Source organism: Actinokineospora sp. (genome assembly GCF_050699995.1).
GTDB lineage: Bacteria > Actinomycetota > Actinomycetes > Mycobacteriales > Pseudonocardiaceae > Actinokineospora.
On record NZ_JBOHGC010000001.1, the window covers coordinates 1 to 20,461 of the forward strand.

Sequence of the window (20,461 nt, forward strand, 5' to 3'; positions counted from 1 at the left end):
GGAGCTGTGCACACTGCTCGGGTTGCGCGACGGGCTGCGCACCGGTGATGTGTGGGTGCCGGGCTCGCGCCGCTACTCCGACCCCGCCACCTACTTGCTCACCCAGGACAAGTGGTCGCAGCAGCGGGGTGAGTTTTGCCAGCTGGTGGGCAAGCCCGCCGACCCGGCCCGCGCGCTGGCGGCCGCCGAGGACGAACTGGGCCAGGCGTTGGGTGAGCTGGAGGCGGTGCTGGCCGCCGGTGACGGCCCGGTGCGTCTGGACGAGGGCGGCGACCTGGTGATCTCGCCGCTGTCGGCGGAGGACATCCCGGCGGAGGCGATGGCGTTGAAGGCGGAGTTGACCGCGATGCTGCCGTTCGCGTCGATCGTGTCGCTGCTGATCGAGCTGGACAAGCGCACCGGGTTCCTGGACTGCTTCACCCACGCCGGCGGCAAACAGGCCAGGTCACCGGAGTTGAAGCGCAACCTGATCGCGGTGCTGATCAGCCACACCACCAACCTCGGCCTGACCCGGATGGCCGACGCCTGCGGGATCTCCTACGACATCCTCGCGTGGACCGCGGAGTGGTACGTGCGGGAGGACACGCTGCGCGCGGCGCACCTGGCGATCATCAGCTACCACGCCACGCTGCCGCTGGCGGCGGTGTTCGGCACCGGCACCCTGTCCTGCTCCGACGGGCAACGCTTCCCGGTGCGCGGCAAGACATTGACCGGCCGGGACATGGTCATCCACGGCGGGCAAGTCCTCTCCACCTACACCCACGTCACCGACCAGCACACCACCTACGGCACCAAGGTCATCGTCGCCACCAAGCGCGAGGCCCACTACGTCCTCGACGAGATCCTCGGGAACGCAACAGACGTCCCCGTCACTGAGCACGCGACGGATACGCATGGGGTGACATTGGTCAACTTCGGGTTGTTCGACCTGCTCGGGTTGCAGCTCTCGCCGCGCATCCGCGACCTAGGCAAGATCACCCTCTACCGCACCGGCTCGAAACAACAGTTCGAGGCCTCGTTCCCGCACGTCGGGCCGCTACTGACACGCAAGCTCAACACCGACCTGATCGCCGAGCACTACGACGACCTGCTCCGGGTGGCCGGGTCGTTGAAGTTCGGGCACGCCACCGCGTCACTGCTGGTCGGCAAGCCCTCCGCCTCGGGGCGGCAGAACGCGCTGGCCGCGGCGTTGAAGGAGTACGGGGCGCTGCGCCGGACGATCTACGCCGCCCGCTACCTCGCCGACCCCGCCTACCGCCGCAAGATCTCCCGGCAGCTCACCAAGGGCGAGTCCCTGCACGCGCTCAAGCGGGACCTGCTCTACGCCCACGAGGGCACCGTCCGAGCCCGCCACATCGACGCGCAGACCGAACAGGCGTGGTGCCTGACGCTGGTCACCAACGCGGTGGTGGCCTGGTCCACGGAGTACTACGGCCTGGCCGTGGACTCGATGCGCGCCGCGGGCCGCCGCGTCGACGACGAGGTCCTCGCCCACATCTCCCCGGCGCACAGCGAGAACATCAACTTCTTCGGCGCCATCGAGGTCGACATCGAAGGCGAACTCGCGCAGCTCGGCCCCACCGGCTACCGGCCGTTGCGCGTGCGCGACACCCTCTTCTGACCTTGTCGCGTCATCGAGGTCGATCAGCCGGCCGAGGGTGTGGGCCGGTGCCGTGTGGTCGTCTGGGTCATCGGGTGGTGTGTGATGCGTGGTGGACGTGGTCGACGCGGTGTTTGAGCCCGGCCAGGGCACGGTCGGTGATCACTTTCTCGGCGCGGGTTTGAGTGCGCCGAGCATCTGGGCTCTCGGGTCCAGGAGCAGGATGTGGGTGACCTCGGTGCCGCCGGGTACCGGTGAGAGGACGTAGGCACCGTGTAGCGAGCGCAGCGTGCGGGAGCGCTCCAGCGACCAGGTGACCGCGTGGTTCCCGGCCCACCGGTAGGTGAGGATCTGCTCGTCGGCGACGGCACCGGAGTCGATGTGCAGCCGCACCCGTTCGGCGCGGCCGTGGCCGAGGTCGAGGATGTCGGCGCGGGTGTGCCGGTGGCCCAGGCCGGGTAGGCGCCGAAGTCGGCGATCACGTCCATCACCTGATCCGCGGTCGCCTTGATGGTGATGTGTGATTGGGCGTGCTCTGCCATGTCGCCTTTCTCCTCGTGACCCGTCGTCGTCGCTTGCGGCCTCACATGCCGGGTGGTCAGGGCGTGGTGTGCGGGGTGGGGGCGTCCTCGAGCAGGGAGCGGATCTTGTTGCCGACGGTGACCCGGTCGGCGTGGGCGTGTTCGTATCGGTGCAGCACCGCCAGTTGGTCGGGGGTGAGGTCGGGGAGTTGGTCGATGATCTGGGCGGCGGTGAGCTGGTCGTAGTCGGCGATCGGCAACCCCTCGGTGTCCTCGCCGAGCTCGGGTGGTGCGGTGATCTCGGCCGGGTCCTCGTCGGCGGCCGATGCCGGTCGGGCGCGGCGCAGGATCCGGTCGAGGGTGTCGCGGAGTTCGTGCTGGGCCGCTCCGGCGTCTTCGCCGAGGACCGCGGCCACCGCCCGGACCCGTCGGGTCGCGGTGTCGGCGGCCTCCCGGTAGGTGGGGCGCGACTGCGCGGCGTCGAGGGCGGCTGCCACCAGCGCGGGCACTGCGTCGTCCAACTCGGCCAGCAGGGTGCTCAGCTCGCTGTGGCAGGAGGTGGCCAGGGCCGTGGTCTGCGGGTCCTCGGCGACGCGGGCGACCTCGACTATTGCCCGGTACACGGCGCGGGCCTCGGCCACCGCTGCGGCGCCGACCCTGGCGTGGTCGAGCACCGCGGGTTCGATGGGTTGGCGGCGCACCACATCCACGCCAGCGGTGATCGCGGCCGTGGACACGTCCAGGGCGTCGTCGGCCAGCCGCCACACCGCCCCGACCGTGGCCGAGAGTGCCCGGCGGGTCTCGCCGAGCACCACCAGGCGCACATCCAGATCGTGGGTGCGTTCCCGGGCGCGTACGGCGTGGTCCTGCAGCCAGGTCCGGTACTCCCCGTCGGGCAGACCCGCCACCTGCCGGGTCAACAGGCCCGCCAGCTTCTGCTCGATGTCGTGGGCCAGGTGTAGATGGTCCAGCAGGACAGCGGTGTGAACCCTCGTCGCGACGGTCATCAGAAGCTCCCGTTGTCATCGCCTGGACTGTGGACAGCATCCCCCGCCCCCGGGGACCGTCACCGAAGTATCGCCGCAGGTCACGCCGAGCGCTGGTTGACCATCGGCCAACCCGGTCATCCGGGCTCCCTGCTTTCGGTGACCCGGCGGCCCCTTCCGGGGGTATCCGCGCCGGTCGGTGTCGTCGGTGGTCTGATTGCGGGGGCCGCCCGTACGGGCGGTGTCGACGAAGGACGTCGGTGCGGCATCCGTGCGCTGAGTGGTCGTGGATGGGAGTGGTTGCGGGTCTGTGAGATCGGCGTTCTGCGGCCCCGAGGACGGTGGTTGCTGCTCACCGAACGCGGCCTGCGCGGTGAGGACACGACCGGGCTATGGCGGGCGGTCACCGCGGCGCTGATTCCCGCCGAGGCGGCTGACGGGGCCGCCGCGGAGATCGTGCTGCTGCTGATGCCCACCGGAGCCGAGCACGGCTATGAGCAGCGCAACCACCGGGTCGCGGAGATCCTGGCCGGGGAAGGGTGGCACACGGGCTCAGGGGTGCCCATCGAGTCCGGCCAGTCGGCTGGTTGCTCGGTGCGCTCACCCGCAGGCTCGACCTGCTCGGCCTGACCGTGTCCCGTAGCCCTGGTGAGACGCAGTCGCTGACCTCGAGCGGTGTCGCCGCCGCCCACACCGCCCTGCGCCACCGCGCCCTGGGTCCCCGCGACACCCCATAACGACACCCCATAACCCGCCGCGCGGCGAGCACGGCCACGGCCAGGACCGGCATAGGAAGTGCCGGTGTCTCAGGGGGCGGTGTCGAGTGCGGCCCGGGCGGCTTCGCGGTCGTCGACGAGGTAGATGTCCTGACTCCATTGGCCGGGCCAGGCGACCAGGACAAGGTCGGTGCGCCGGGCCATGTCGAGCAGATCCCGTTTCTCCGGGACTGTCTTGGCCTGCGCCACGACGCCGTCGGCGCCGACACAGATGAGGGTGACCGTGCGGGCCTGCCACGGCAGCCGGGTCGAGGTGCTCGCGGCGCGTAACCCGAGCGTGGTGTAGGCGGCGAATCTCGGCATGCCACGGCACCCTACCCACGCCGCAGCACACCCCGACCGTGCGGTCGTCACCCGGCGACGCCCGAGACCGGGCACGCCTCTCGGTGGTGGGGCGGGCCCCGGGGGCGTGTGGGCGAGTACCGAGCAGTCCACTGTGGTGCCGTGCCCGCCGGTCCAGCCCGCCGCCCCTGGTCAGGAGCGGCGGTCAGGCGGCCGTGCGGGTCTTAGGTGGTAGCGATCTTGTGGCCGGGAAAGATCCGGTCGGGATCGGTGAGGAACGGCCGGTTCTTGGCGACCAGGGCCTGCCACCCGCCGTCGAGGGCGACTCGTTCGGCGATGGAGGAGAGGGTGTCGCCGGGTGTGATCGTGTAGTCGCCGTCGGGGTTGCTCGTCGAACCCGAACCGGCGCTCACCCGCGGGGCCGATGCGGGCGCGGTGGCCTGTCGCGGGGCGCCGGCGGGATCGGTTCTGCGGGCCGGTGCGACTACGGCCCCTGTGGTGCGGCCGCAGTGCGGCCAGGCGCGCATGCCTTGCGCGCGTCGCACGTTCTCCGCGACCCGGATCTGTTCCTCGCGGGAAGCCTGGTGCGCCGGCCCGGTCCCTCCGTTGGCCTTCCAGGTGCTCGGGGAGAACTGCAGGCCGCCGTGGTAGCCGTTGCCGGTGTTGATCGACCAGTTGCCGCCGCTCTCGCACCGGGCCACCGCGTCCCAGTTCACCGGGGGCTCGGCCTGGGCCGCAGCTGGGACGATGCCCAGCGCGGCGAGCCCGAGAGCCCCTGCGGAGGCGATCCGGGCGATGCCCAGGGCGGCGACGTGCGCGCGGTTGCCGTGGGGGCGGTGGTTCCGGAGGAAGGTCATGTCGGTCTCGGCCCGCCGCACCGTCTGCCGGACACGCAGGGGAACGCCCCCGGAGGTCTTGGCCCCTGTCCGGCGGACGCCCTTTCGCTCGGTACGCGGGTCCGGGAGACCGACTGGACAAGGGATCGGTGCGCGGTCTCCCGAGGTCGTGCCCCAGGCCGGCGGGAACCGGCCCGTGACACCGACCGTAGGCAATCGACACCAGACCGGCGAAACGAACACCTCGGTGACAAAAGGTCACCGCATAACATCGGGTGCAGCGCGAGTCGGGGGCATTGCCGCTGCTCGAACCGTCATTCCGGTTCCGATTCGGCTCAACCATCCACCCCCGTCTCGATCACCCAAAGTGATGATTCGCGGCGCGGTTCAGCAGTCTGTGTAGGGGGCGGTTAAACATCCACCGGACTGTGGGTCACTGCTGCGCAATGCGAGTCGCGGCGGCCGCGATCGCATCGAGTTCGGCCCGCAGGTCCAGGACCCGTTGGTCCTCGCCTGCCTGGTGGGCCCCGGGCAGGTCGTTCATCAGCGCGGTCTGGCGGCGCAGCAGCCGCTGGAGGTGGTCGGTGGGTTCCATCGGGCATGGAATGGGTCGATTCGTCGCTCCCGGAGGTCGCTGGGAGCGGCGCCCGAGGGATGCCCCCGGGCGCCGCTCCCTGTGACGGTGCGGGGTTCACCGCGAGGTCGTCGGGTGATCCCCCGGTGTGTCCGCCCGCGGCGGTTGCGCGGTGATCGGGCCACCCGCGTCACGAACACGGACTTCGATGCCTCGCACCTCGGTGGGCAGGTCGGCGGCCCATTCGGGGTCGGTGACCCACACGTCGACCGTGGGGTGGCCGTCGTGGTCGCCCTGGCCGACGGCGGTGACACCGGGGATCGTGTCGAGCCACCGCTGGGCCTGGTCCAGGGCCGCGGTCACGGTGTCGTCTTCACGGTTGGGATTGGTCATGACCGGTGATCCTTCGACAGTGCTCAGTGCTCGCTGACCCGGATGCCCAGCAGGGACTGGACCAGCAGGATCGGGTTGATCACCGTCACCGTCGGTGACCCGGCGAACAGCAGCCCGACCGCTTTCTGGTCCAGGTCGGCGACCAGGCTGCCCGAGTCGCCCGGAGCCGACATGGCGGTGGTGAGGATCTGGCGGCCGAAGCGGGCGATCTTGCCCTGCCCGTAGTTGACGTCCACGGTGGCGTTGATGTTGACGACCGCGCCGGTGGTGAAGTTCGTCGTGCGCCCGCACTTCTCCACCACCATGCCCACCTGCGGGGAACCGAGCACCCCACGCAAATGCCCGGTCCAGAAGATCCGCCGGTCGAGGTCGGCGAACTTGCCCTCGGCGATCGCGGCGTCCACATAGTTGATCGGCGTCGGTTGGCCCTGCACCTGGAAACGGATCGGGACGAACCGCGACAGGCGGGCGATCACATCCGTCGGGTAGGTGCCGCCGTCGTAGGCGCCGGGTTGCAGGATCGGGTCACCGATCTGAGCCTGATTGCTGTTGGCCAAAACGTGGTTGTTCGACAGCAGGTAGTAGCGCTGCGGGATCCCGGGGAACGGGGCCGCGTCGTAGCAACAGGTGCCCAGGGTGCCGGCGGTGACGTTGACGTGGCCGACGCTGACCCCGCCGTAGGCCGGGCGCACTCGCGCCGCGAGGGTGAACGGGCCGACGTTCTCCCGCGCCGCCAGCGCCGCGTCATCGGCCAACAACGCCGGGGCACCGTTGGCCAGCGGGGTGCGCGGCTCCTCCAGGGTGCGGGTGAACGCGTCCCCGGCCTGGATGATGCCGACCTCCTGCACATCCACCGGGGTGCCCGCGATCGTCTTGGGCACCATGTCCGAGCTCGACAGCATCTCCTTCGGGATCTTGGAGTCGACCAGGGCGATCAACGCCCGCTTCCCTGTGTCCTGTCCCTCGGTGTACTTGTGACCCAAGGCGACCCCGACGACCCCGTTACGGGCCAGCAGCGCCTCTTCCTCCTTGGCTTGAATGTCGGCGAGCGGGGCGAATTCCTTGGGAATGATCTGTTCGGCGAGCACCACAAACCTCCATGATTCGCACGTGAACTGGGTCGGAACGGCCCAACGTCCCAGCCTGCCCCCGGTATCGAAAACCTGCCATCTCAAAGGCTCGGAGTACCCACCTGGGGCACCGGTCAGTCCACCGTTGGGTGCAACCGCCTGTCCGATCACGCTGCGCGGATCACCGCACCCACGGGACCGGTGCCGCACCGGACATGCTCACCTCGAACGCAGACGACATTCCCGATCCCAGTGACCCCAGGGGCAACCACTTCCCACACGGTGACCAGCAGAGACTGATCGGTTCTCACCCCCCGCGGACGGAGACGGACCACCGCGGGCCGGTATCCTGATCGGCATGGCTCAGCCGAACGACCTTGAAGCCCGCGTGACCGCGCTGGAAACCCTGGTCGCGGACCTGGTCGGCAAGGTGCGCAGCAGCGAGCAGGATGCCGCGGCCGCCCGCGTCCTGGCCGGTGGGGCCGACCGCGACGTCACCGAGTTCCGCACGGAGATCCGAGAGTTCCGTGAGCAGAACACCCGGGTCCTCAACGCGATGCGCGAGGATATGACCGATCTTCGTACCCAGGTTGGCGACGGTTTCGCCGAGATGCGCGGCAAATTCGACGCCACCGCCGCAGGACAGCAGCAGATCGTCGGCCTACTGAACACCTTGCTCGACCAGGGCGACAAACCAACCGACTAGCCGCTATAGCCGCGCTGGTTCGTCGCCATGGGTTGCCGAACCCGTCACCGCCGAGCCGCGACATCGTCTGCAAAGCCGCAACGGCCTCGAAACAGCCGCGCCCGGCACGGACGCACCGGCGGACGGCCCCACATGGTTGATGACGGACAAGCGGCGCGCGATCCTGGCCCGCCGCGCCGAAAACCAGTCACTGCGCGAGATTGCCCGCGCGGCGTAAGCGCCGAGGCCCCTGATGTCAACGTACGGGCCGATGTCTGGCCGGCGAGTGAACCCTCAGGTGGTGGGGAATCACCTGATCTCCGCGGACGCCCGGCGGGAGTGAGGTTCGCGGGCAACCGCCCGCTGGGCCGCGATGGCCGGTGGATCACAACGGCGGGGTGCAACGTGGGGCGCACCCTCACCCGCGCGGAGCAGTTCAGGCGTGCCCCGGCTGACTAGGGTGTCACTGGGTGGTTCTCTGCTGGCGGCGCGGTAGTTGGCCGTCGAGGAGGCGGGTCATGGATATCTACCAGGGTGAGCACGCCGAACTCGGCTTGCGCCGTTACGTCGAAGCCATCGCCCGCGGGCTGGGTGTGGAGGCCGCGGCGAGCGTGTGCGAGATGAGCCCACCGGCCAACGCCTACATCGCCTTGACCGACCGGGTGCCCGGCTTCCCCGCCCGGGACTTCGCACTGACCTGGGATGAGATACACGGCTGGGCCGCGACGGTCGAGACCGGTTCCGGCGAGGATCTCATCGCGCTGGCCTACCTGCTCGGCGATGTGCTCCCCGCGCCGGCCGACGTCGTCGAGTTCGCCCGCGACATCCTCGGCGGGCGCTACCCGCGCCATCCCGCCGCGACATCCCCCTACCTCCGACGTCCGCGGGCCGCCCGAGCACGCCTGCTTCACCGGTTGGCGCTCTACACAGAACCCACGGTGAGGTCGGAGAACCTGCCCGCTGCTGCGATGACATCGCGCCCTGATGCCCCCGCATCAGGGCGCGAAGACACGCCGCGGATCCCGTCGCCGCTGGCGTGAGGCGAGAACCCCCGCTCGCGCTTCTCGCCAGGAACAGCCGTCCGCCGGCTACTACGTCCCCGCGGTTGTGCAGCGCGATGACGCTCGCCGGGGGCTGGCTCAGGGCGGCACGAAGCTGCGCGATCAGCTCGTCCAATTCGGGGGTGGCGTCGGCGAACGGCACCCCAGCCTCGAGGTGCCCCCGGTCCCAGGCAGGCGGCTGGGGGCATGGGCCCGGCATGAAGACCAAACCCTGCCCGTCAGACCGCGGTCATCCCAGATCGCGGCGGGCGCGCAGATGGGCGAGCCGTTCGTGCAGCAGCGCGTCGAGTTCATCGAGGGTGCGTCGTTCGCGCAGCATCACCCAGGGGGTCCTGGCGACCCGTTCGTCGGTGACCATGTCCGCCGGTGGTGTCCCGGCCGGCAGGGTGGCTTTGATGCCGTGGTGTCGGCAGGTCCATGCCGGTGGGGGTTCGGCGTCGTGGGACAGCACCACCGGCAACCGGTGCCCGGTTGTTCCGGCCGGGCAGTGGTAGTCGACGGTGACCCGGTCGGCCAGTTCCCGGTGGCGGTCGGGCTCGCAGCTGCCACCGCCGCCGCCGATGCGGGTGGCGCGCAGACCGCCGGATGATCTGCCCATCAGTCGTGCTCGCCGTGGGTGTCGATGGTGGTGTCCGGTCCTGGGTAGACGAGGCCTTCGTGGCCGTCGGCGAAGCGCACCAGGAACGGGGCGGTGCCCTCGGGGCCGCGCACCTCGATGATCTCCCCGGCGCGTTCGGCCAACCCCACGGTCCGGGAATGGACCCGGATCCGGTCACCCACGCTCGCTCGCATCAGCGAATCCTCCTTTGTCCTCTGATCCCTCAGCGCCCCAGGGTTTGGGGGTTGCGGTGTTCGGATGAGCATGTCCTGTGCCGCCGTCGTCCACCACCCAGGACGGCCCTCGGGGTTGGCGTTGGTCGGGTGCGCAGGTTCGTGGTGTGGATCACGACGTGGCCGGTGACAGTGGCGGTCGAATGGCCCCCGACGTGGGCGGCCGCGCTGGGGAGGCTGTGTGCCTGGGGTGGATCTAGGCTTTGCGGGTGCGCGAACAGTTTCATGAGCGGCTCGACGGGTTGATCAGTCACCTGGCCGGGATGTGCGGTGCCGCGGTCGGGCAGTTGGTGGCGGCGACCGACGCCCTGTGGCGGGTCGACCTGACGATGGCCATGCAGGTGGTCATCGCCGACCGCGGGTTGGACGATGCGCGGGCCCGGTGCGAGCACGAGGCCCAAGTGCTGCTGGCGGTGCAGTCCTCGGTCGCTTAGGACCTGCGCGCGGTGCTCGCCGTGGTCTACGGCGCCGACCGGATCGAACGCATGGGTGATCTGGCCCGCCATGTCGCCGAGGCGGTGTGCCGGGCGCACCCACACCCGGCGGTCCCCACCGCGGTGATGCCGGTGTTCGAGGAACTCGGCCGGGCCACCGTCGGCATGGGCCGCCAGCTCACCATGATGCTCGCCGACGGCGGCGGCGTGTCCTTCGAACTCCTCCGAGACGCCGATGAGCATGTCGACCGGCTGCATGAGGGTCTGATGCGGCGCATCGAGGGCCCGAACTGGGAGCACGGGGTGTCCGCCGCGGTGCAGGCCGCCCTACTGGCCCGCTTCTACGAACGCTTCGGCGACCAGATCGTCTCCGTCGCCCGCCGACTGGACTTCGCCCGCACCGGCGAACTCGCGCCCTGACAGGGCAGGTCAGCCGTCGGTGCGGGCTGTGGCCCGGTGGGCCCTGGGATGCCCGTTCGGGCCCGAGCGGGTCGGGGTGGGAAGGTGTGCCACACCACTGCGCCGAACGGGTGACGAGTGCCGCTCCCGCGCTGGGACGGACGTGGGTTCACCGATCTCGACCAGTGGATCCACCACCGACACGGCCCCTGGGAGGACCTGATGCGAGAGCGCGGCTACATCGGACGCCATCGCCGCAACGACCCCGCCCCGGCACCAGACCGCGACACCAGGCGCGGACCCGACACGAACCCGACCAGCGATAACGGGCGAAAGCAGACCGACACGGGCACCGACGTGGATCCCGCCGTCACCGGCGACCTGTTCGACGCCAAGGCCCGGTCGCACACTCGGGACCACCCGATGAGGTGATCATCGCGGCGCGTCGCCCAGGCCGCTCCGCGCATGGTCCTTACGGTGAACACGTCGGCCCGCCCGCCCGACACCCCACAACGAACGGGCGCGCGGACCGCGCGACCCTCGGAGCCCTCCCACCCCCTCGCGCTCCGAGGGTCGCCCCGTTGGCCCGGACTCGGCGGATTCCGGGCTGAGGTCGTAACACTTCTCCCAGACCGCCTCACTTGCCCTGGTGCAGGCCGCCCGAGATCTCCGACCAGTTGCGGCCGCGGGACCGCACCGTGACTACCGCGTTGAGTTCCGCGGTATGGACAACTACCGACACCAACTCGGGCTTGGCGCTGGTGATCGAGGACGCCCAGCGCGGGGACCGCGACGCGATGACCCAGCTGATCGGGATCGTGCGGGAACGGGCACTGCGCTGGTGCCGGCGGCGAGTGACAGCCTGGGAGGAACGTTCGGCCACCGCCGAGGACATCGCACAGGAAGCCCGCCTGGCGGTGCTGATCATGCTGCCGCGGCGGCGGTGGGACGACGGATCGTTCTGGCCCATGGTCCACGCAGTGGTCCTGCGGCGATCCGAGTCCGCCGCCACCGCGGCCTGACCCGACTCCGCCGACACATCGCCGCCGCCCACGCCCACGACCAGCCCTGCCATCGGTGTGATGGCCGACGGCGAGGCGCTCGACGCGTTGCTCAACGCCTGGCGCGCGGACATCGACCACGGCCTGCAGGAGGCGGTGATGACCATCGACCACGTTCTCGCCACCGCAGCAGACACCGACGTCACCATGCAAGCCCTCGACGCCGCAGCCATCATCGGACCGTGCCCATGGGCGCTGACCGCCTGGTGTCAGCGGTCTCGCCGCTTGGTGTCAGCGCTGCGGGATCCCATGCTGTCGGCGTCGCCAGGGCGCGTGTCGGCGGGGATCTCGGTGACGTGCAGACCGTCGGCGGCGGTGAGGCCGATCATGGCCAGCAGCAGCGCGCAATCGGCTGCGTCGTGGGTCGCGGCCGCCACCGTGCGAGCGGCCCGTCGTCGTTGTTCGGGGCTGTTATCGCCGGTGGGGCCAAGGATGATCGGCAACTCGTAGCCGATCGTTCGCGTGGGGTCAGCTGCCATCCTCGCCGGGTCCGTCCTCGGCCTCGTCGCGGCCGCGTGGGTCAGGGGAGTAATGGTGTGGAGTGAACGGGCGGGCCGGCCCTGTCGGCGGCTCAGCCAGCCGCGGCGGCGGCCGACCGGGTCGGTATCCGGGCGGTGATGCCGTCCCACATAGCGGGTGTCGGCGCGGTTGCCGCGGTCGGTGCCGATGGCCTTGAGGTCGGCGCCCGCGCAGAACGTCCCGCCCTCGCCGTGCAGGATCGCCACGGCGGCGTCGGGGTCGCGGTCGAAGTCGCGGAACGCCTCGGCCAGCGCGCGGGCGGTGGGTCCGTCGACGGCGTTGCGGACGTGGGGCCGGTTGATGCTGATGATGGTGACCGGCCCGTCCTTGCGGACGAGGACGGGATTCGGGGTCATGCGAGTCCTTACTCGACAGGCCTGATCAGAGCGATCGGGCGATGAGTTCCTTCATGATCTCGTTGGTGCCGCCATAGATCCGCTGCGCGCGGGAGTCGGTGTACATGCGCGCGATCGGGTGTTCGAGCATGTAGCCGTAGCCGCCGAACAGCTGTAGGCAGCGGCACTGTGTCCCGCGGCGAGACCGCGTCGGCGTCGGCCGACCACGGTGGCAACGTCGAGGTTCCCATCGCCCATTCCCCTGTCCGTTTCGGTCGACTCGGTCGGGCGGAAGTGAAACAGTCTGATCGGACTGTTGTCAACGTCTGGGAGGATCCAGGGATGGCAGTGACGGAAGGCAGGCGCCGCAGCGACGCGGCCCGCAGTGAGCAGACCCGGGAGCGGATCATGCGCGCCGCAGTCGACTGCGTCATCGAGGACGGCTACGCCGCGGCGACCCTCGGCGCGATCCAGGCCCGGGCGGCGGTCTCCCGCGGCGCGCTGCTGCACCAGTACCCGAACAAGGCCCACCTGCTGGTCGACGCGGTCCGCCACCTTTCCGACCAGCAGATCGAGGAACTCGCCGACCTCCCCGCCGCCCCCGACGACGACTGGCTGACCGTCCTCTGGCGCAGCTTCACGACGCCGCTGTTCGGCGCCGTCCTAGAACTCTGGGTCGCCGCCCGCACCGACCCCGAACTCCGTGCGGCCCTGCTCACCCATCAGCGCGAACTCCACACCAATATCCGCGCGATAGTCCTGGCCCATTTCGGTGGCGAGCCGCCGGAGGACTTCGACACGGTCTTCGAGATGACGCTGACCTACTACCGGGGCCTCGCCCTGACCGACATCCTCAGCGCGCACCGCCACGACCAGCTCCTCGCGGGCTGGCACGCCATCGCCAACTCCACCCGGCCGCCCGTCAAACCCGTGTCGTAGGAGAAACGGGTCAGCTCGCGTGCCAGGTGAGGTTGGCGAGGTGGATCAGCTCGCTCTGGTAGGTGGCGTAGGCGGTGCGGAGCGTGTCGGCGGGCCAGTCGGCCGGTCGCATGGCCTCGGGTAGGACCGGGTCGGCGAGCAGGTGTCGGACGATCGCCGCGGCGGCGGTGATCCGCCGAGCTGGGTCGTCGGTGGTGGTGTGGAAGTGGTCGTGCAGGGCGCGGGCTCGGTCGGCCCAGGCGGGGAGGTTCCACAGGGCGTCGACGAGCGTGCCGGGTTCGCCTTCGAGGCGGCTGGTGAAGCGGGTGACGAGCGAGTCGAGTTCGGTCGGCCAGGCACGCCGCAGGTTGGCCGGGCGGGTCCAGACGCCTTCGCGGAGTTCGGCGAGCCGCAGGGCGCTGAGCGTCGCGCGCAGGTCGGCGCGGTCGGCGGCGGGTCGGCCGACCGCGGTCACGACCGCCATCTCCCAGTCGCCGTGCCAGGGGCGGGTGCTGGGGTGGATGGCTTCATCCTGGCGTCGTTGCCGTTCGATGAGCCGGTCGCTGAGCCGGTAGACGGTGCCGGTGCGGGTGAGGTCACCGGCGGCGGCCATGCGGGTGAGGGCGACGCGCAGGGTGGCCTCGGAGATGCCGAGCACGTCGGCGGCGAGCACGAGGTCGCGCGCGGGCAGTTCGGGTGGGTGCGCGCCGAGCAGCAGGCTCAGCACCACTGAGCGGGCGCTGAGCGGTCGCAGTCCGAGGTCGTCGACGGTCACGGCCACATTGTCACTCATTACATCCATTGTTCACCCGTCGAAAAGATGTAATAATGGAGGTATGACCACCACACTTCCCACGCCGAGCCAGTACGCCACGCACGAGGTCGACAACCAGCCGCCGCCGCACTCCCCGTACGACGCGTCCGCCGACGCGGCCCTGCTGGAAGGCCTGCGCAGGGAGGGCGCGCCGTGGGCGGAGGCCGACGTCCGCCGCCTGGGCGCGCTCGCCGGAAGCGAGGAAGTCCAACTGTGGGCCGAGCAGGCCGACGTCCACGAGCCGCGACTGCGCACCGTCGACCGGTACGGCAACCGGATCGACGAGGTCGAGTTCCACCCCAGCTGGCACAACCTGATGCGGGTCGCGGTGGCCGAGGGCGGCGCGGGCGCCGCGTGGGCCGACGAGCGGGCAGGCGCGCACGTCGCGCGCTTCGCCAGCGGCCTGGTGTGGGGACACACCGAAGCCGGGCACGGCTGCCCGATGGCGATGACCTACGCGGTCATCCCCGCCCTGCGCCACCAGCCGGACCTCGCCGCCGTGTACGAGCCCTTGCTGACCAGCCGGGTGTACGACCCGGGCCTGCGGGTGCCGACCACCAAGCGCGGGATCCTCGCCGGGATGGGCATGACCGAGAAGCAGGGCGGCTCGGACGTGCGCACGAACACCACCGTCGCGACACCGACGGCCGAGCCCGGCGTGTACACCCTGCGCGGGCACAAGTGGTTCACCTCGGCGCCGATGTGCGATGTCTTCCTGGTGCTGGCCCAGACACCAGGCGGGCTGTCCTGCTTCCTGGTGCCGCGGATCCTGCCCGACGGCACCCGCAACACCTTCCGGATCACCCGGCTGAAGGACAAGCTGGGCAACCGGTCCAACGCGTCCTCCGAACCGGAGTTCGACGGCACCGTCGCCTGGCTCGTCGGACCCGAGGGCCGCGGGGTGAAAACGATCATCGAGATGGTCAACTGCACGCGGCTGGACTGTGTCATGGGCTCCGCGGCGCTGATGCGCAAAGCGCTGGTCGAGGCCGGGCACCACGTCAAGCACCGCAGCGCGTTCGGGGCGAACCTGGTCGACCAGCCGTTGATGCGCAACGTGATCGCCGATCTCGCGATCGAGTCGGAGGCGGCGACCACCCTCGGGCTGCGGCTCGCGGGCGCGGCCGACCGGGCGATCCGGGGGGACAGCGGTGAGCAGGCGTTCCGGCGGATCGCCACCGCGGTGGGCAAGTACTGGGTGACCAAACGGACTCCCGCGTTCGCCGGTGAAGCGCTGGAATGCCTGGGCGGCAACGGTTACGTCGAGGAGTCCGGGATGCCGCGGCTCTACCGCGAGGCGCCGCTGAACTCGGTCTGGGAGGGATCGGGCAACGTCAACGCACTCGACGTGCTGCGCGCGCTGGCCAAGGAACCCGACACCGCCCAGGCGCTGATGACCGAACTGTCCGCCGCGCAGGGGGCCGACACGCGGCTCGACGCGGCGATCACCAGGCTGGGCGCCGATCTGGCCGGACTCGTCACCGACCCGCAGCGCGCTCAAAGCCAGGCACGCCGCGTGGTCGAACAGATGGCGCTGACCCTGCAGGGCACGCTGCTGGTCCAGCACGCCCCCGCCGCGGTGGCCGACGCGTTCTGCGCGACCCGGCTCGCGGGCGACTGGGGCAACGCCTACGGCACGCTGCCGCACGGCGTCGACATCACGGCGATCATCGACCGCGCTCTGCCGGCCGGGGCCTGACCTCATCCGCCGCCCCACGTTCGTGGGCGGCCCGGTTCGACAGGGAGTTTTCATGCCTGACTACGACAACCACGCCAGCACCCGCCCAGCCGCCTGGCGCGAGAACTGGACCGAGGGCGACGACTCTCCGTTCGCGGGACGGGAGACCGCCGACCGTGCCGACGAGTACCGCACGCTCACCTACGAGGTGGACGGCCGGGTCGCGCGGATCACTTTCAACCGACCGGAGCGCGGCAACGCGATCACCGCCGACACCCCGCGCGAACTGGCCGAGGTGGTGGAGCGCGCGGACCTCGACCCGCGCGTGCACGTCATGCTGCTCTCCGGGCGGGGCAAGGGTTTCTGCGGTGGCTACGACCTGTCGATCTTCGCCGAGAACGCGGGCGGACCGGACGGTGGGCCCGACCCGGCGACCGGCACGGCGATCGACCCGATGGCGCAGGCACGCAACCACAACCCGTTCGGGCGGTGGGACCCGATGCTGGACTACGCGATGATGAGCCGGTTCAACCGCGGCTTCGCCAGCCTGCTGCACGCGAACAAGCCCACCGTGGCCAAGCTGCACGGGTTCTGCGTGGCGGGCGGCACCGACATCGCCCTGTTCTGCGACCAGATCATCTGCGCCGACGACACCAAGATCGGCTACCCGCCCACCCGGGTCTGGGGTGTGCCCGCCGCCGGGATGTGGGCACACCGACTCGGCGACCAGCGCGCCAAGCGGCTCCTGCTCACCGGCGACTGCCTGTCCGGTCGCCAGGCCGCCGAGTGGGGACTGGCCGTCGAGTCCTGCCCACCCGATGAACTCGACCAGCGCGCGGAAGACCTCGTGGGCAAGATCGCGATGATGCCGGTGAACCAGCTGATGATGGTCAAACTCGCGCTCAACTCCGCGCTGTTGGCCCAGGGTGTGCAGAACTCCGCGACGATCAGCACCGTGTTCGACGGCGTGTCCCGGCACACCCGCGAGGGCTACGCCTTCCAGCTCCGGGCCGCGACCGCGGGCTTCCGCGAGGCCGTACGCGAACGCGACGAACCCTTCGGCGACCACAAACGCGCCCAGTTCGGCGGCCATGACGAGACCGCGAGTGATCGAACTGCTCGTTGAGGCCTCACAGCGGCACGGTGGTCGATCCGTATCTGCTCAACGCGATCCGGTTGGGCTCGCCGGTCTTGGCCATCAGGCTGGACACGTGTTTCTCCACGGTGCGCGGCGACAAGTGCAGCTGGTCGGCGATCTCGCGGTTGCCGAGCCGCTCGACCAGCAGCCGCAGGACCTCGTACTCGCGGACCGTGACGCGGGCCGTGCGCAGGGCCTGGGGGATCTCGTCGATCCCCTCGCGGCGGCGGCCGACGACGGCGCCGCCCTTGCGCAGCAGGGCGCGGCAGACGCCGGCGACAGCGGGGATCTCGGTGCGGTGGAAGTGTTCCTCGGCGGCGCGCAGCCAGTCCAGGGGAGTGCCCCAGCCCCCATCCAGTGCGGCGGGAGCGACCAGGCGCAGGCTGAGGTGGCGGGCCATCGTATACGGGGCGCCCACCGCCATCGCGTCGTCCACCGCGGCGGCGGCCTCCTCAGCCAGCCCCAATCGTCCCAATAGGACAGCGCGGGCGTACTCGGCGAACATCCGGTCCCAGCGCAGTCGGCTTGCCGGGTTCGCGGTGATGGTCTCGAACGCGGCGAGGTCCAGGTCGTCGGAGACACTGCGCAGCAACAGGTTCAGGCCATAGCGGCCCGCCAGGTGGAATGTCGTGGGGTTTTGGTCCTCGGCGTGCAGGGCCGCCGCGCACTCGGCGCGAGCCCGGTCCTGGTCCTCCTCCATCAGTGCGCAGAACGCGCCCGCCATGCCGTGGATGCGCGGCGCGTGCGGGGCGTGGTCGCCGCCCCAGCGGCCCAGTTCGACGAGGGCCGCGTCCATGTCGGCGCGGCGGCCGCGGTGGCCCGCGAGCACGGTGCGGTGCAGCAGCATGTACTGGGTGGTCTCCACCAGCTTGAGCCGGGTGGTCGCCGCCAGCACCTGGCTGGTCAGCCGGTCGGCCCCGGCGAAGTCGCCGCGCAGGATGAGCTGCATGGCGATGTTGACCTCGGCCTGGTACCGGGCGGTCACCGCGCCGATGCGCGAAGCCTGGTCCCGGGCCATCTCCAGCCGGTCGATGGCCCCGTCGCGCAGAGCGTCGTCGTGGCCGAGCCGGACCAGGGCGTGCACCTCCCAGATCGGCAGGTTGTGCTCGACGGCGATGGCCCGGCTGCGCTCCAGCAACGCCGTGGCCTCGGCCGGGTCGCGCTGGCGGGTGAGGGCGCCGAGCAGCTGCCACGCCTGGCAGGCCACGGCGGGCAGCTCCGCGGACTCGGCGACGATCGCGGCCCGCCGGGCCATCTCCTCGGCCTTGCCGAGTTGGCCGGGACCTGGCACATCGACTTCCAAGTGCGCCGCGACGACGTCGATCGGCGCGGTGTCGACGGCCGCCGCGTCGGGGCCGAGCAGCGTCCGGGCGGCCGCGACCAGCCGCAGCCCCGCGTCCGAGCGCCCGGCGTGCACCGCCACCCAGGCCAGCCGGGTGTGCAGCCGCGCCCGGCGGCGCGGGTCCAGGCCCGCGACCTCGTCGAGGATGTCGACCATGGCCAGCGCCCGGTCGATCTCGCCGACCTCGGCCAGCGCGTAGAGCATCGCTTCCATGGCGGCGGCGCGCTCCCCGGTATCGGGGGCGAGCAGTTCGCACGCCTTGGCCAGCAGCGCGACCGCGGACTGGGCGGCGCCCTGCCGCAGCGCCCGCTTGCCCGCCACCGCCCACAGCTTGCCCGCCTCCAGCGGCCTGCCCGCGTCGAGCTTCAGCGCGGCGGAGACCTGGCACCACTCGCCCGGCAGGCCCGGGTAGACCGCCTCGACCGCGTCGGCCACCCGACCGGCCAGCCGGGCGCGATCCGGTGCCGGCAGCAGGGTCAGCAGCGCGTCGACGATCAGGGCGTGCTGGAAGGCATACCAGTCGGGGACCTGGTCGTCGGGCGCCACCAGGTGCGCGGTGTTGTCGCCGTGCAGGTGGCTGAGCAGGTCGCGGTACGTGAGCCCGGTCACCGCCTGCAGCACCGCCAGCGGGAAGCGGCGGCCGAGCATCGCACTGGTCAGCAGGACCTCGCGGGCGGCGGGCTGCAGCGCCTCGACCCGGGCGGCCACGGTGCGCAGCAGCGTGGTGGGCGGGTTGGGCCGTTGCGACTCGGTGACCCGCCAGCCGTCCGGGGCGCGGACCAGCAGTTCGCTGTCGATCATCCCGTCGAGCATCTCCTCGACGCGGAAGGGGACGCCCGCGCTGCCCGCCCACAGCAGGTCCGTCACCGGGTCCGGCACCTCGTCGGCGGCGACGCCGAGCCGGGACGCGGCCAGCCGCCGCAGGTCCGGGCGGTCCAGCCTGCCCAGTTCCAGCATCGTCGCGGTGCCGCGGGCGTTGGCTTCCCGGGCGAGTCGGAGCGCTTTGCCCTGGTCGGCGCGGATGGTGCCCAGCAGCAGCGTCCGCTGGCCCGCCAGGTTGTCGATCAGGTAGTCGACGACGGCCAGGGTCTCCAGGTCGGCGTCCTGCAGGTCGTCGAGGATCATCAGGCAGCCGTGGGCGCCCGAGACGAGTGCGGTCAGCCGCAGCACGGCCTCGGCCAGGATGACCAGCGAACCGGTCTCCAGGTCGGCCGTCGTGGGACCCAGGTCGGGGATCAGGGCCGCCAGGATCGGCCGGTATGGGCCCAGCGCGTCGAAGTCGATGGGCTCGCCCGCGCGCAGCAGCGAGAGCAGTGCCTCGGTCAGGGACCGGTAGGGCACCATCGGACCGAGCGCGCTGCCGCGGCCGCGCAGCAGCCGCATGCCCGTGCCGAAGCCGAGATCCGCGGCGGCGGCAGCCAGCCGGGTCTTGCCGATGCCACTCTCGCCGACCAGGAACAGCGCGCCGCCTCGGCCGTCACCAGCCGCGGTCAGTGCTTCCTCGATCGCTCGGAGTTCATCGTTGCGACCTACGATGAGAGACGACCGATTCACGAACGGGGACAATAGCCGGGGCCAGTTTTGCGGTCTATCCGCCAAACGGCGAGCCGGATAGGCGTGATGGACCCGGACTGTCGCCGGATCCCTCACGCGTCTCCGTTCCAGAGGAATCCCCTGGGGTGCAACCAATCAAGTGATTGGTCTAGTTGAGCTCTTCCGGACAGCACGTGGTGCTCGTCGGCCAGATGCTCGACAGCGTCGCGGGGTCGTCGAACGCGCCCGCCAGGGCGCCTGCCGCCGTGGCGCCGGCGGTGATCACTAAGCCCGCCAACGCCGCGGCGCGGACGCCGAAGGTCACGGCGGGCAGCAGCCGGAGGTAGCTTTGCCGAGCTTCTTCGCCGAAGTTGCGGTCGCCCATGAGTTTTCTCCCTTTGATCAACTGTTGTTTTCCCGGTGGAACCCCGGCTGGAGCAGCAGGACCGAGGGGACCCGGTCCGGCAGGCCCAGCCGCAGCAGGCTGTATCCGATCCCCGCCATGCCACTGAGCAGGCCGGGGGTGCTCACCGCACCCGGCGTGCCGCACAGCGGGCCATGGCGGTCGAGCGCGTCGAGCAGGACGGCGGTGGTGACCGCGCCGAGCATGTAGAAAGCGCCGTGGGCGAAGTTCACCACGCCGAGAACGCCGAAGATGATGGCCAGGCCCAGGGC

General features: G+C 70.8%; 25 protein-coding genes and 1 pseudogene. 10 read left to right on the top strand and 16 right to left on the bottom strand.

Annotation, left to right across the window (positions count from 1 at the left end; genetic code table 11):
* A partial coding sequence (locus ACRDSQ_RS00005) for a Tn3 family transposase (protein WP_431417625.1) occupies positions 1–1,621 on the top strand: 1,621 nt, incomplete at its 5' end.
* Positions 1,622–1,762: 141 nt separating this feature from the next.
* Here ACRDSQ_RS00005 and ACRDSQ_RS00010 read toward each other — a convergent pair.
* Positions 1,763–1,993, bottom strand: a complete 231-nt coding sequence (locus tag ACRDSQ_RS00010; protein WP_431417627.1) for a hypothetical protein — start codon at positions 1,991–1,993, stop codon at positions 1,763–1,765.
* Between the two features lie 205 nt (positions 1,994–2,198).
* Positions 2,199–3,128 carry a hypothetical protein gene (locus ACRDSQ_RS00015; protein WP_431417628.1) on the bottom strand — a complete coding sequence of 310 codons (930 nt, stop codon included), beginning with the start codon at positions 3,126–3,128 and terminating at the stop codon, positions 2,199–2,201.
* 324 nt (positions 3,129–3,452) lie between these two features.
* On the opposite strand from ACRDSQ_RS00015, the gene ACRDSQ_RS00020 reads away from it, so the two are divergent.
* Positions 3,453–3,737: a hypothetical protein gene (locus tag ACRDSQ_RS00020; protein WP_431417630.1), complete on the top strand. Its 285-nt coding sequence runs from the start codon at positions 3,453–3,455 to the stop codon at positions 3,735–3,737.
* Between the two features lie 176 nt (positions 3,738–3,913).
* Here the strand turns inward: ACRDSQ_RS00020 and ACRDSQ_RS00025 are convergent, their stop codons facing one another.
* The 5 genes from ACRDSQ_RS00025 to ACRDSQ_RS00045 all read right to left on the bottom strand — a co-directional run bounded on the left by ACRDSQ_RS00025 (position 3,914) and on the right by ACRDSQ_RS00045 (position 7,056).
* The gene (locus ACRDSQ_RS00025) at positions 3,914–4,186 is read right to left on the bottom strand and encodes a hypothetical protein (protein ID WP_431417633.1); all 273 of its coding nucleotides are present in this window, start codon (positions 4,184–4,186) and stop codon (positions 3,914–3,916) included.
* Positions 4,187–4,389: 203 nt separating this feature from the next.
* A complete protein-coding gene (locus tag ACRDSQ_RS00030; protein WP_431417635.1) occupies positions 4,390–5,022 on the bottom strand; it encodes a transglycosylase family protein in 633 nt (210 codons plus the stop codon).
* A 412-nt stretch (positions 5,023–5,434) separates the two neighbouring features.
* Positions 5,435–5,596, bottom strand: a complete 162-nt coding sequence (locus ACRDSQ_RS00035) for a hypothetical protein (protein WP_431417636.1) — start codon at positions 5,594–5,596, stop codon at positions 5,435–5,437.
* Positions 5,597–5,692: 96 nt separating this feature from the next.
* Positions 5,693–5,968 (bottom strand): hypothetical protein, encoded by a 276-nt coding sequence (locus tag ACRDSQ_RS00040; RefSeq protein WP_431417637.1) that lies wholly within the window; start codon positions 5,966–5,968, stop codon positions 5,693–5,695.
* Positions 5,969–5,991: 23 nt separating this feature from the next.
* A complete protein-coding gene (locus ACRDSQ_RS00045; RefSeq protein ID WP_431417639.1) occupies positions 5,992–7,056 on the bottom strand; it encodes a serine protease in 1,065 nt (354 codons plus the stop codon).
* Positions 7,057–7,396: 340 nt separating this feature from the next.
* Here ACRDSQ_RS00045 and ACRDSQ_RS00050 point away from each other — a divergent pair, with 340 nt between their 5' ends.
* Entirely contained in the window at positions 7,397–7,744 is a 348-nt protein-coding gene (locus ACRDSQ_RS00050) for a permease (RefSeq protein ID WP_431417641.1), read from the top strand.
* Positions 7,745–8,241: 497 nt separating this feature from the next.
* Positions 8,242–8,763: a DUF6292 family protein gene (locus ACRDSQ_RS00055; RefSeq protein WP_431417643.1), complete on the top strand. Its 522-nt coding sequence runs from the start codon at positions 8,242–8,244 to the stop codon at positions 8,761–8,763.
* Positions 8,764–9,013: 250 nt separating this feature from the next.
* Here ACRDSQ_RS00055 and ACRDSQ_RS00060 read toward each other — a convergent pair whose 3' ends face one another.
* Positions 9,014–9,382, bottom strand: a complete 369-nt coding sequence (locus tag ACRDSQ_RS00060; RefSeq protein ID WP_431417645.1) for an RNA polymerase-binding protein RbpA — start codon at positions 9,380–9,382, stop codon at positions 9,014–9,016.
* On the bottom strand, positions 9,382–9,576 hold the full coding sequence (locus tag ACRDSQ_RS00065) for a DUF1918 domain-containing protein (protein ID WP_431417647.1): 195 nt from the start codon (positions 9,574–9,576) through the stop codon (positions 9,382–9,384). The genes ACRDSQ_RS00060 and ACRDSQ_RS00065 overlap by 1 nt, the downstream gene beginning before the upstream one ends.
* Positions 9,577–9,824: 248 nt before the next feature.
* On the opposite strand from ACRDSQ_RS00065, the gene ACRDSQ_RS00070 reads away from it, so the two are divergent.
* From ACRDSQ_RS00070 to ACRDSQ_RS00080, 3 genes are all read left to right on the top strand, one after another.
* Positions 9,825–10,049 (top strand): hypothetical protein, encoded by a 225-nt coding sequence (locus ACRDSQ_RS00070; protein WP_431417649.1) that lies wholly within the window; start codon positions 9,825–9,827, stop codon positions 10,047–10,049.
* Positions 10,050–10,061: 12 nt separating this feature from the next.
* Complete coding sequence (locus ACRDSQ_RS00075; RefSeq protein WP_431417651.1) at positions 10,062–10,469, top strand: phosphate signaling complex PhoU family protein; 408 nt, start codon at positions 10,062–10,064, stop codon at positions 10,467–10,469.
* 201 nt (positions 10,470–10,670) lie between these two features.
* Complete coding sequence (locus ACRDSQ_RS00080; RefSeq protein WP_431417653.1) at positions 10,671–10,880, top strand: hypothetical protein; 210 nt, start codon at positions 10,671–10,673, stop codon at positions 10,878–10,880.
* Between the two features lie 205 nt (positions 10,881–11,085).
* On the opposite strand, the gene ACRDSQ_RS00085 is transcribed toward ACRDSQ_RS00080, so the two are convergent.
* From ACRDSQ_RS00085 to ACRDSQ_RS00095, 3 genes and pseudogenes are all read right to left on the bottom strand, one after another.
* A complete protein-coding gene (locus ACRDSQ_RS00085) occupies positions 11,086–11,646 on the bottom strand; it encodes a hypothetical protein (RefSeq protein WP_431417655.1) in 561 nt (186 codons plus the stop codon).
* Positions 11,647–11,718: 72 nt separating this feature from the next.
* Positions 11,719–12,384 carry an enoyl-CoA hydratase-related protein gene (locus ACRDSQ_RS00090; protein WP_431417657.1) on the bottom strand — a complete coding sequence of 222 codons (666 nt, stop codon included), beginning with the start codon at positions 12,382–12,384 and terminating at the stop codon, positions 11,719–11,721.
* Between the two features lie 25 nt (positions 12,385–12,409).
* A pseudogene (locus tag ACRDSQ_RS00095) lies at positions 12,410–12,547 on the bottom strand (acyl-CoA dehydrogenase family protein); the annotation flags it as partial.
* Positions 12,548–12,705: 158 nt separating this feature from the next.
* Here ACRDSQ_RS00095 and ACRDSQ_RS00100 point away from each other — a divergent pair.
* On the top strand, positions 12,706–13,302 hold the full coding sequence (locus ACRDSQ_RS00100; protein ID WP_431417658.1) for a TetR/AcrR family transcriptional regulator: 597 nt from the start codon (positions 12,706–12,708) through the stop codon (positions 13,300–13,302).
* Positions 13,303–13,312: 10 nt separating this feature from the next.
* Here the strand turns inward: ACRDSQ_RS00100 and ACRDSQ_RS00105 are convergent, their stop codons facing one another.
* A complete protein-coding gene (locus tag ACRDSQ_RS00105; protein ID WP_431417660.1) occupies positions 13,313–14,074 on the bottom strand; it encodes a PaaX family transcriptional regulator C-terminal domain-containing protein in 762 nt (253 codons plus the stop codon).
* A 43-nt stretch (positions 14,075–14,117) separates the two neighbouring features.
* On the opposite strand from ACRDSQ_RS00105, the gene ACRDSQ_RS00110 reads away from it, so the two are divergent.
* Both ACRDSQ_RS00110 and ACRDSQ_RS00115 read left to right on the top strand, forming a co-directional pair.
* Positions 14,118–15,794 (top strand): acyl-CoA dehydrogenase family protein, encoded by a 1,677-nt coding sequence (locus tag ACRDSQ_RS00110; protein WP_431417661.1) that lies wholly within the window; start codon positions 14,118–14,120, stop codon positions 15,792–15,794.
* A 52-nt stretch (positions 15,795–15,846) separates the two neighbouring features.
* A complete protein-coding gene (locus tag ACRDSQ_RS00115) occupies positions 15,847–16,899 on the top strand; it encodes a crotonase/enoyl-CoA hydratase family protein (protein ID WP_431417663.1) in 1,053 nt (350 codons plus the stop codon).
* Between the two features lie 4 nt (positions 16,900–16,903).
* On the opposite strand, the gene ACRDSQ_RS00120 is transcribed toward ACRDSQ_RS00115, so the two are convergent.
* The 3 genes from ACRDSQ_RS00120 to ACRDSQ_RS00130 form a co-directional block, all read right to left on the bottom strand.
* Positions 16,904–19,807, bottom strand: coding sequence for an AAA family ATPase (locus ACRDSQ_RS00120; RefSeq protein ID WP_431417665.1), 2,904 nt, complete (start codon positions 19,805–19,807; stop codon positions 16,904–16,906).
* A gap of 148 nt (positions 19,808–19,955) precedes the next feature.
* Positions 19,956–20,171 (bottom strand): hypothetical protein, encoded by a 216-nt coding sequence (locus ACRDSQ_RS00125; protein ID WP_431417667.1) that lies wholly within the window; start codon positions 20,169–20,171, stop codon positions 19,956–19,958.
* A gap of 17 nt (positions 20,172–20,188) precedes the next feature.
* A partial coding sequence (locus tag ACRDSQ_RS00130; RefSeq protein ID WP_431417669.1) for an ABC transporter permease subunit occupies positions 20,189–20,461 on the bottom strand: 273 nt, incomplete at its 5' end.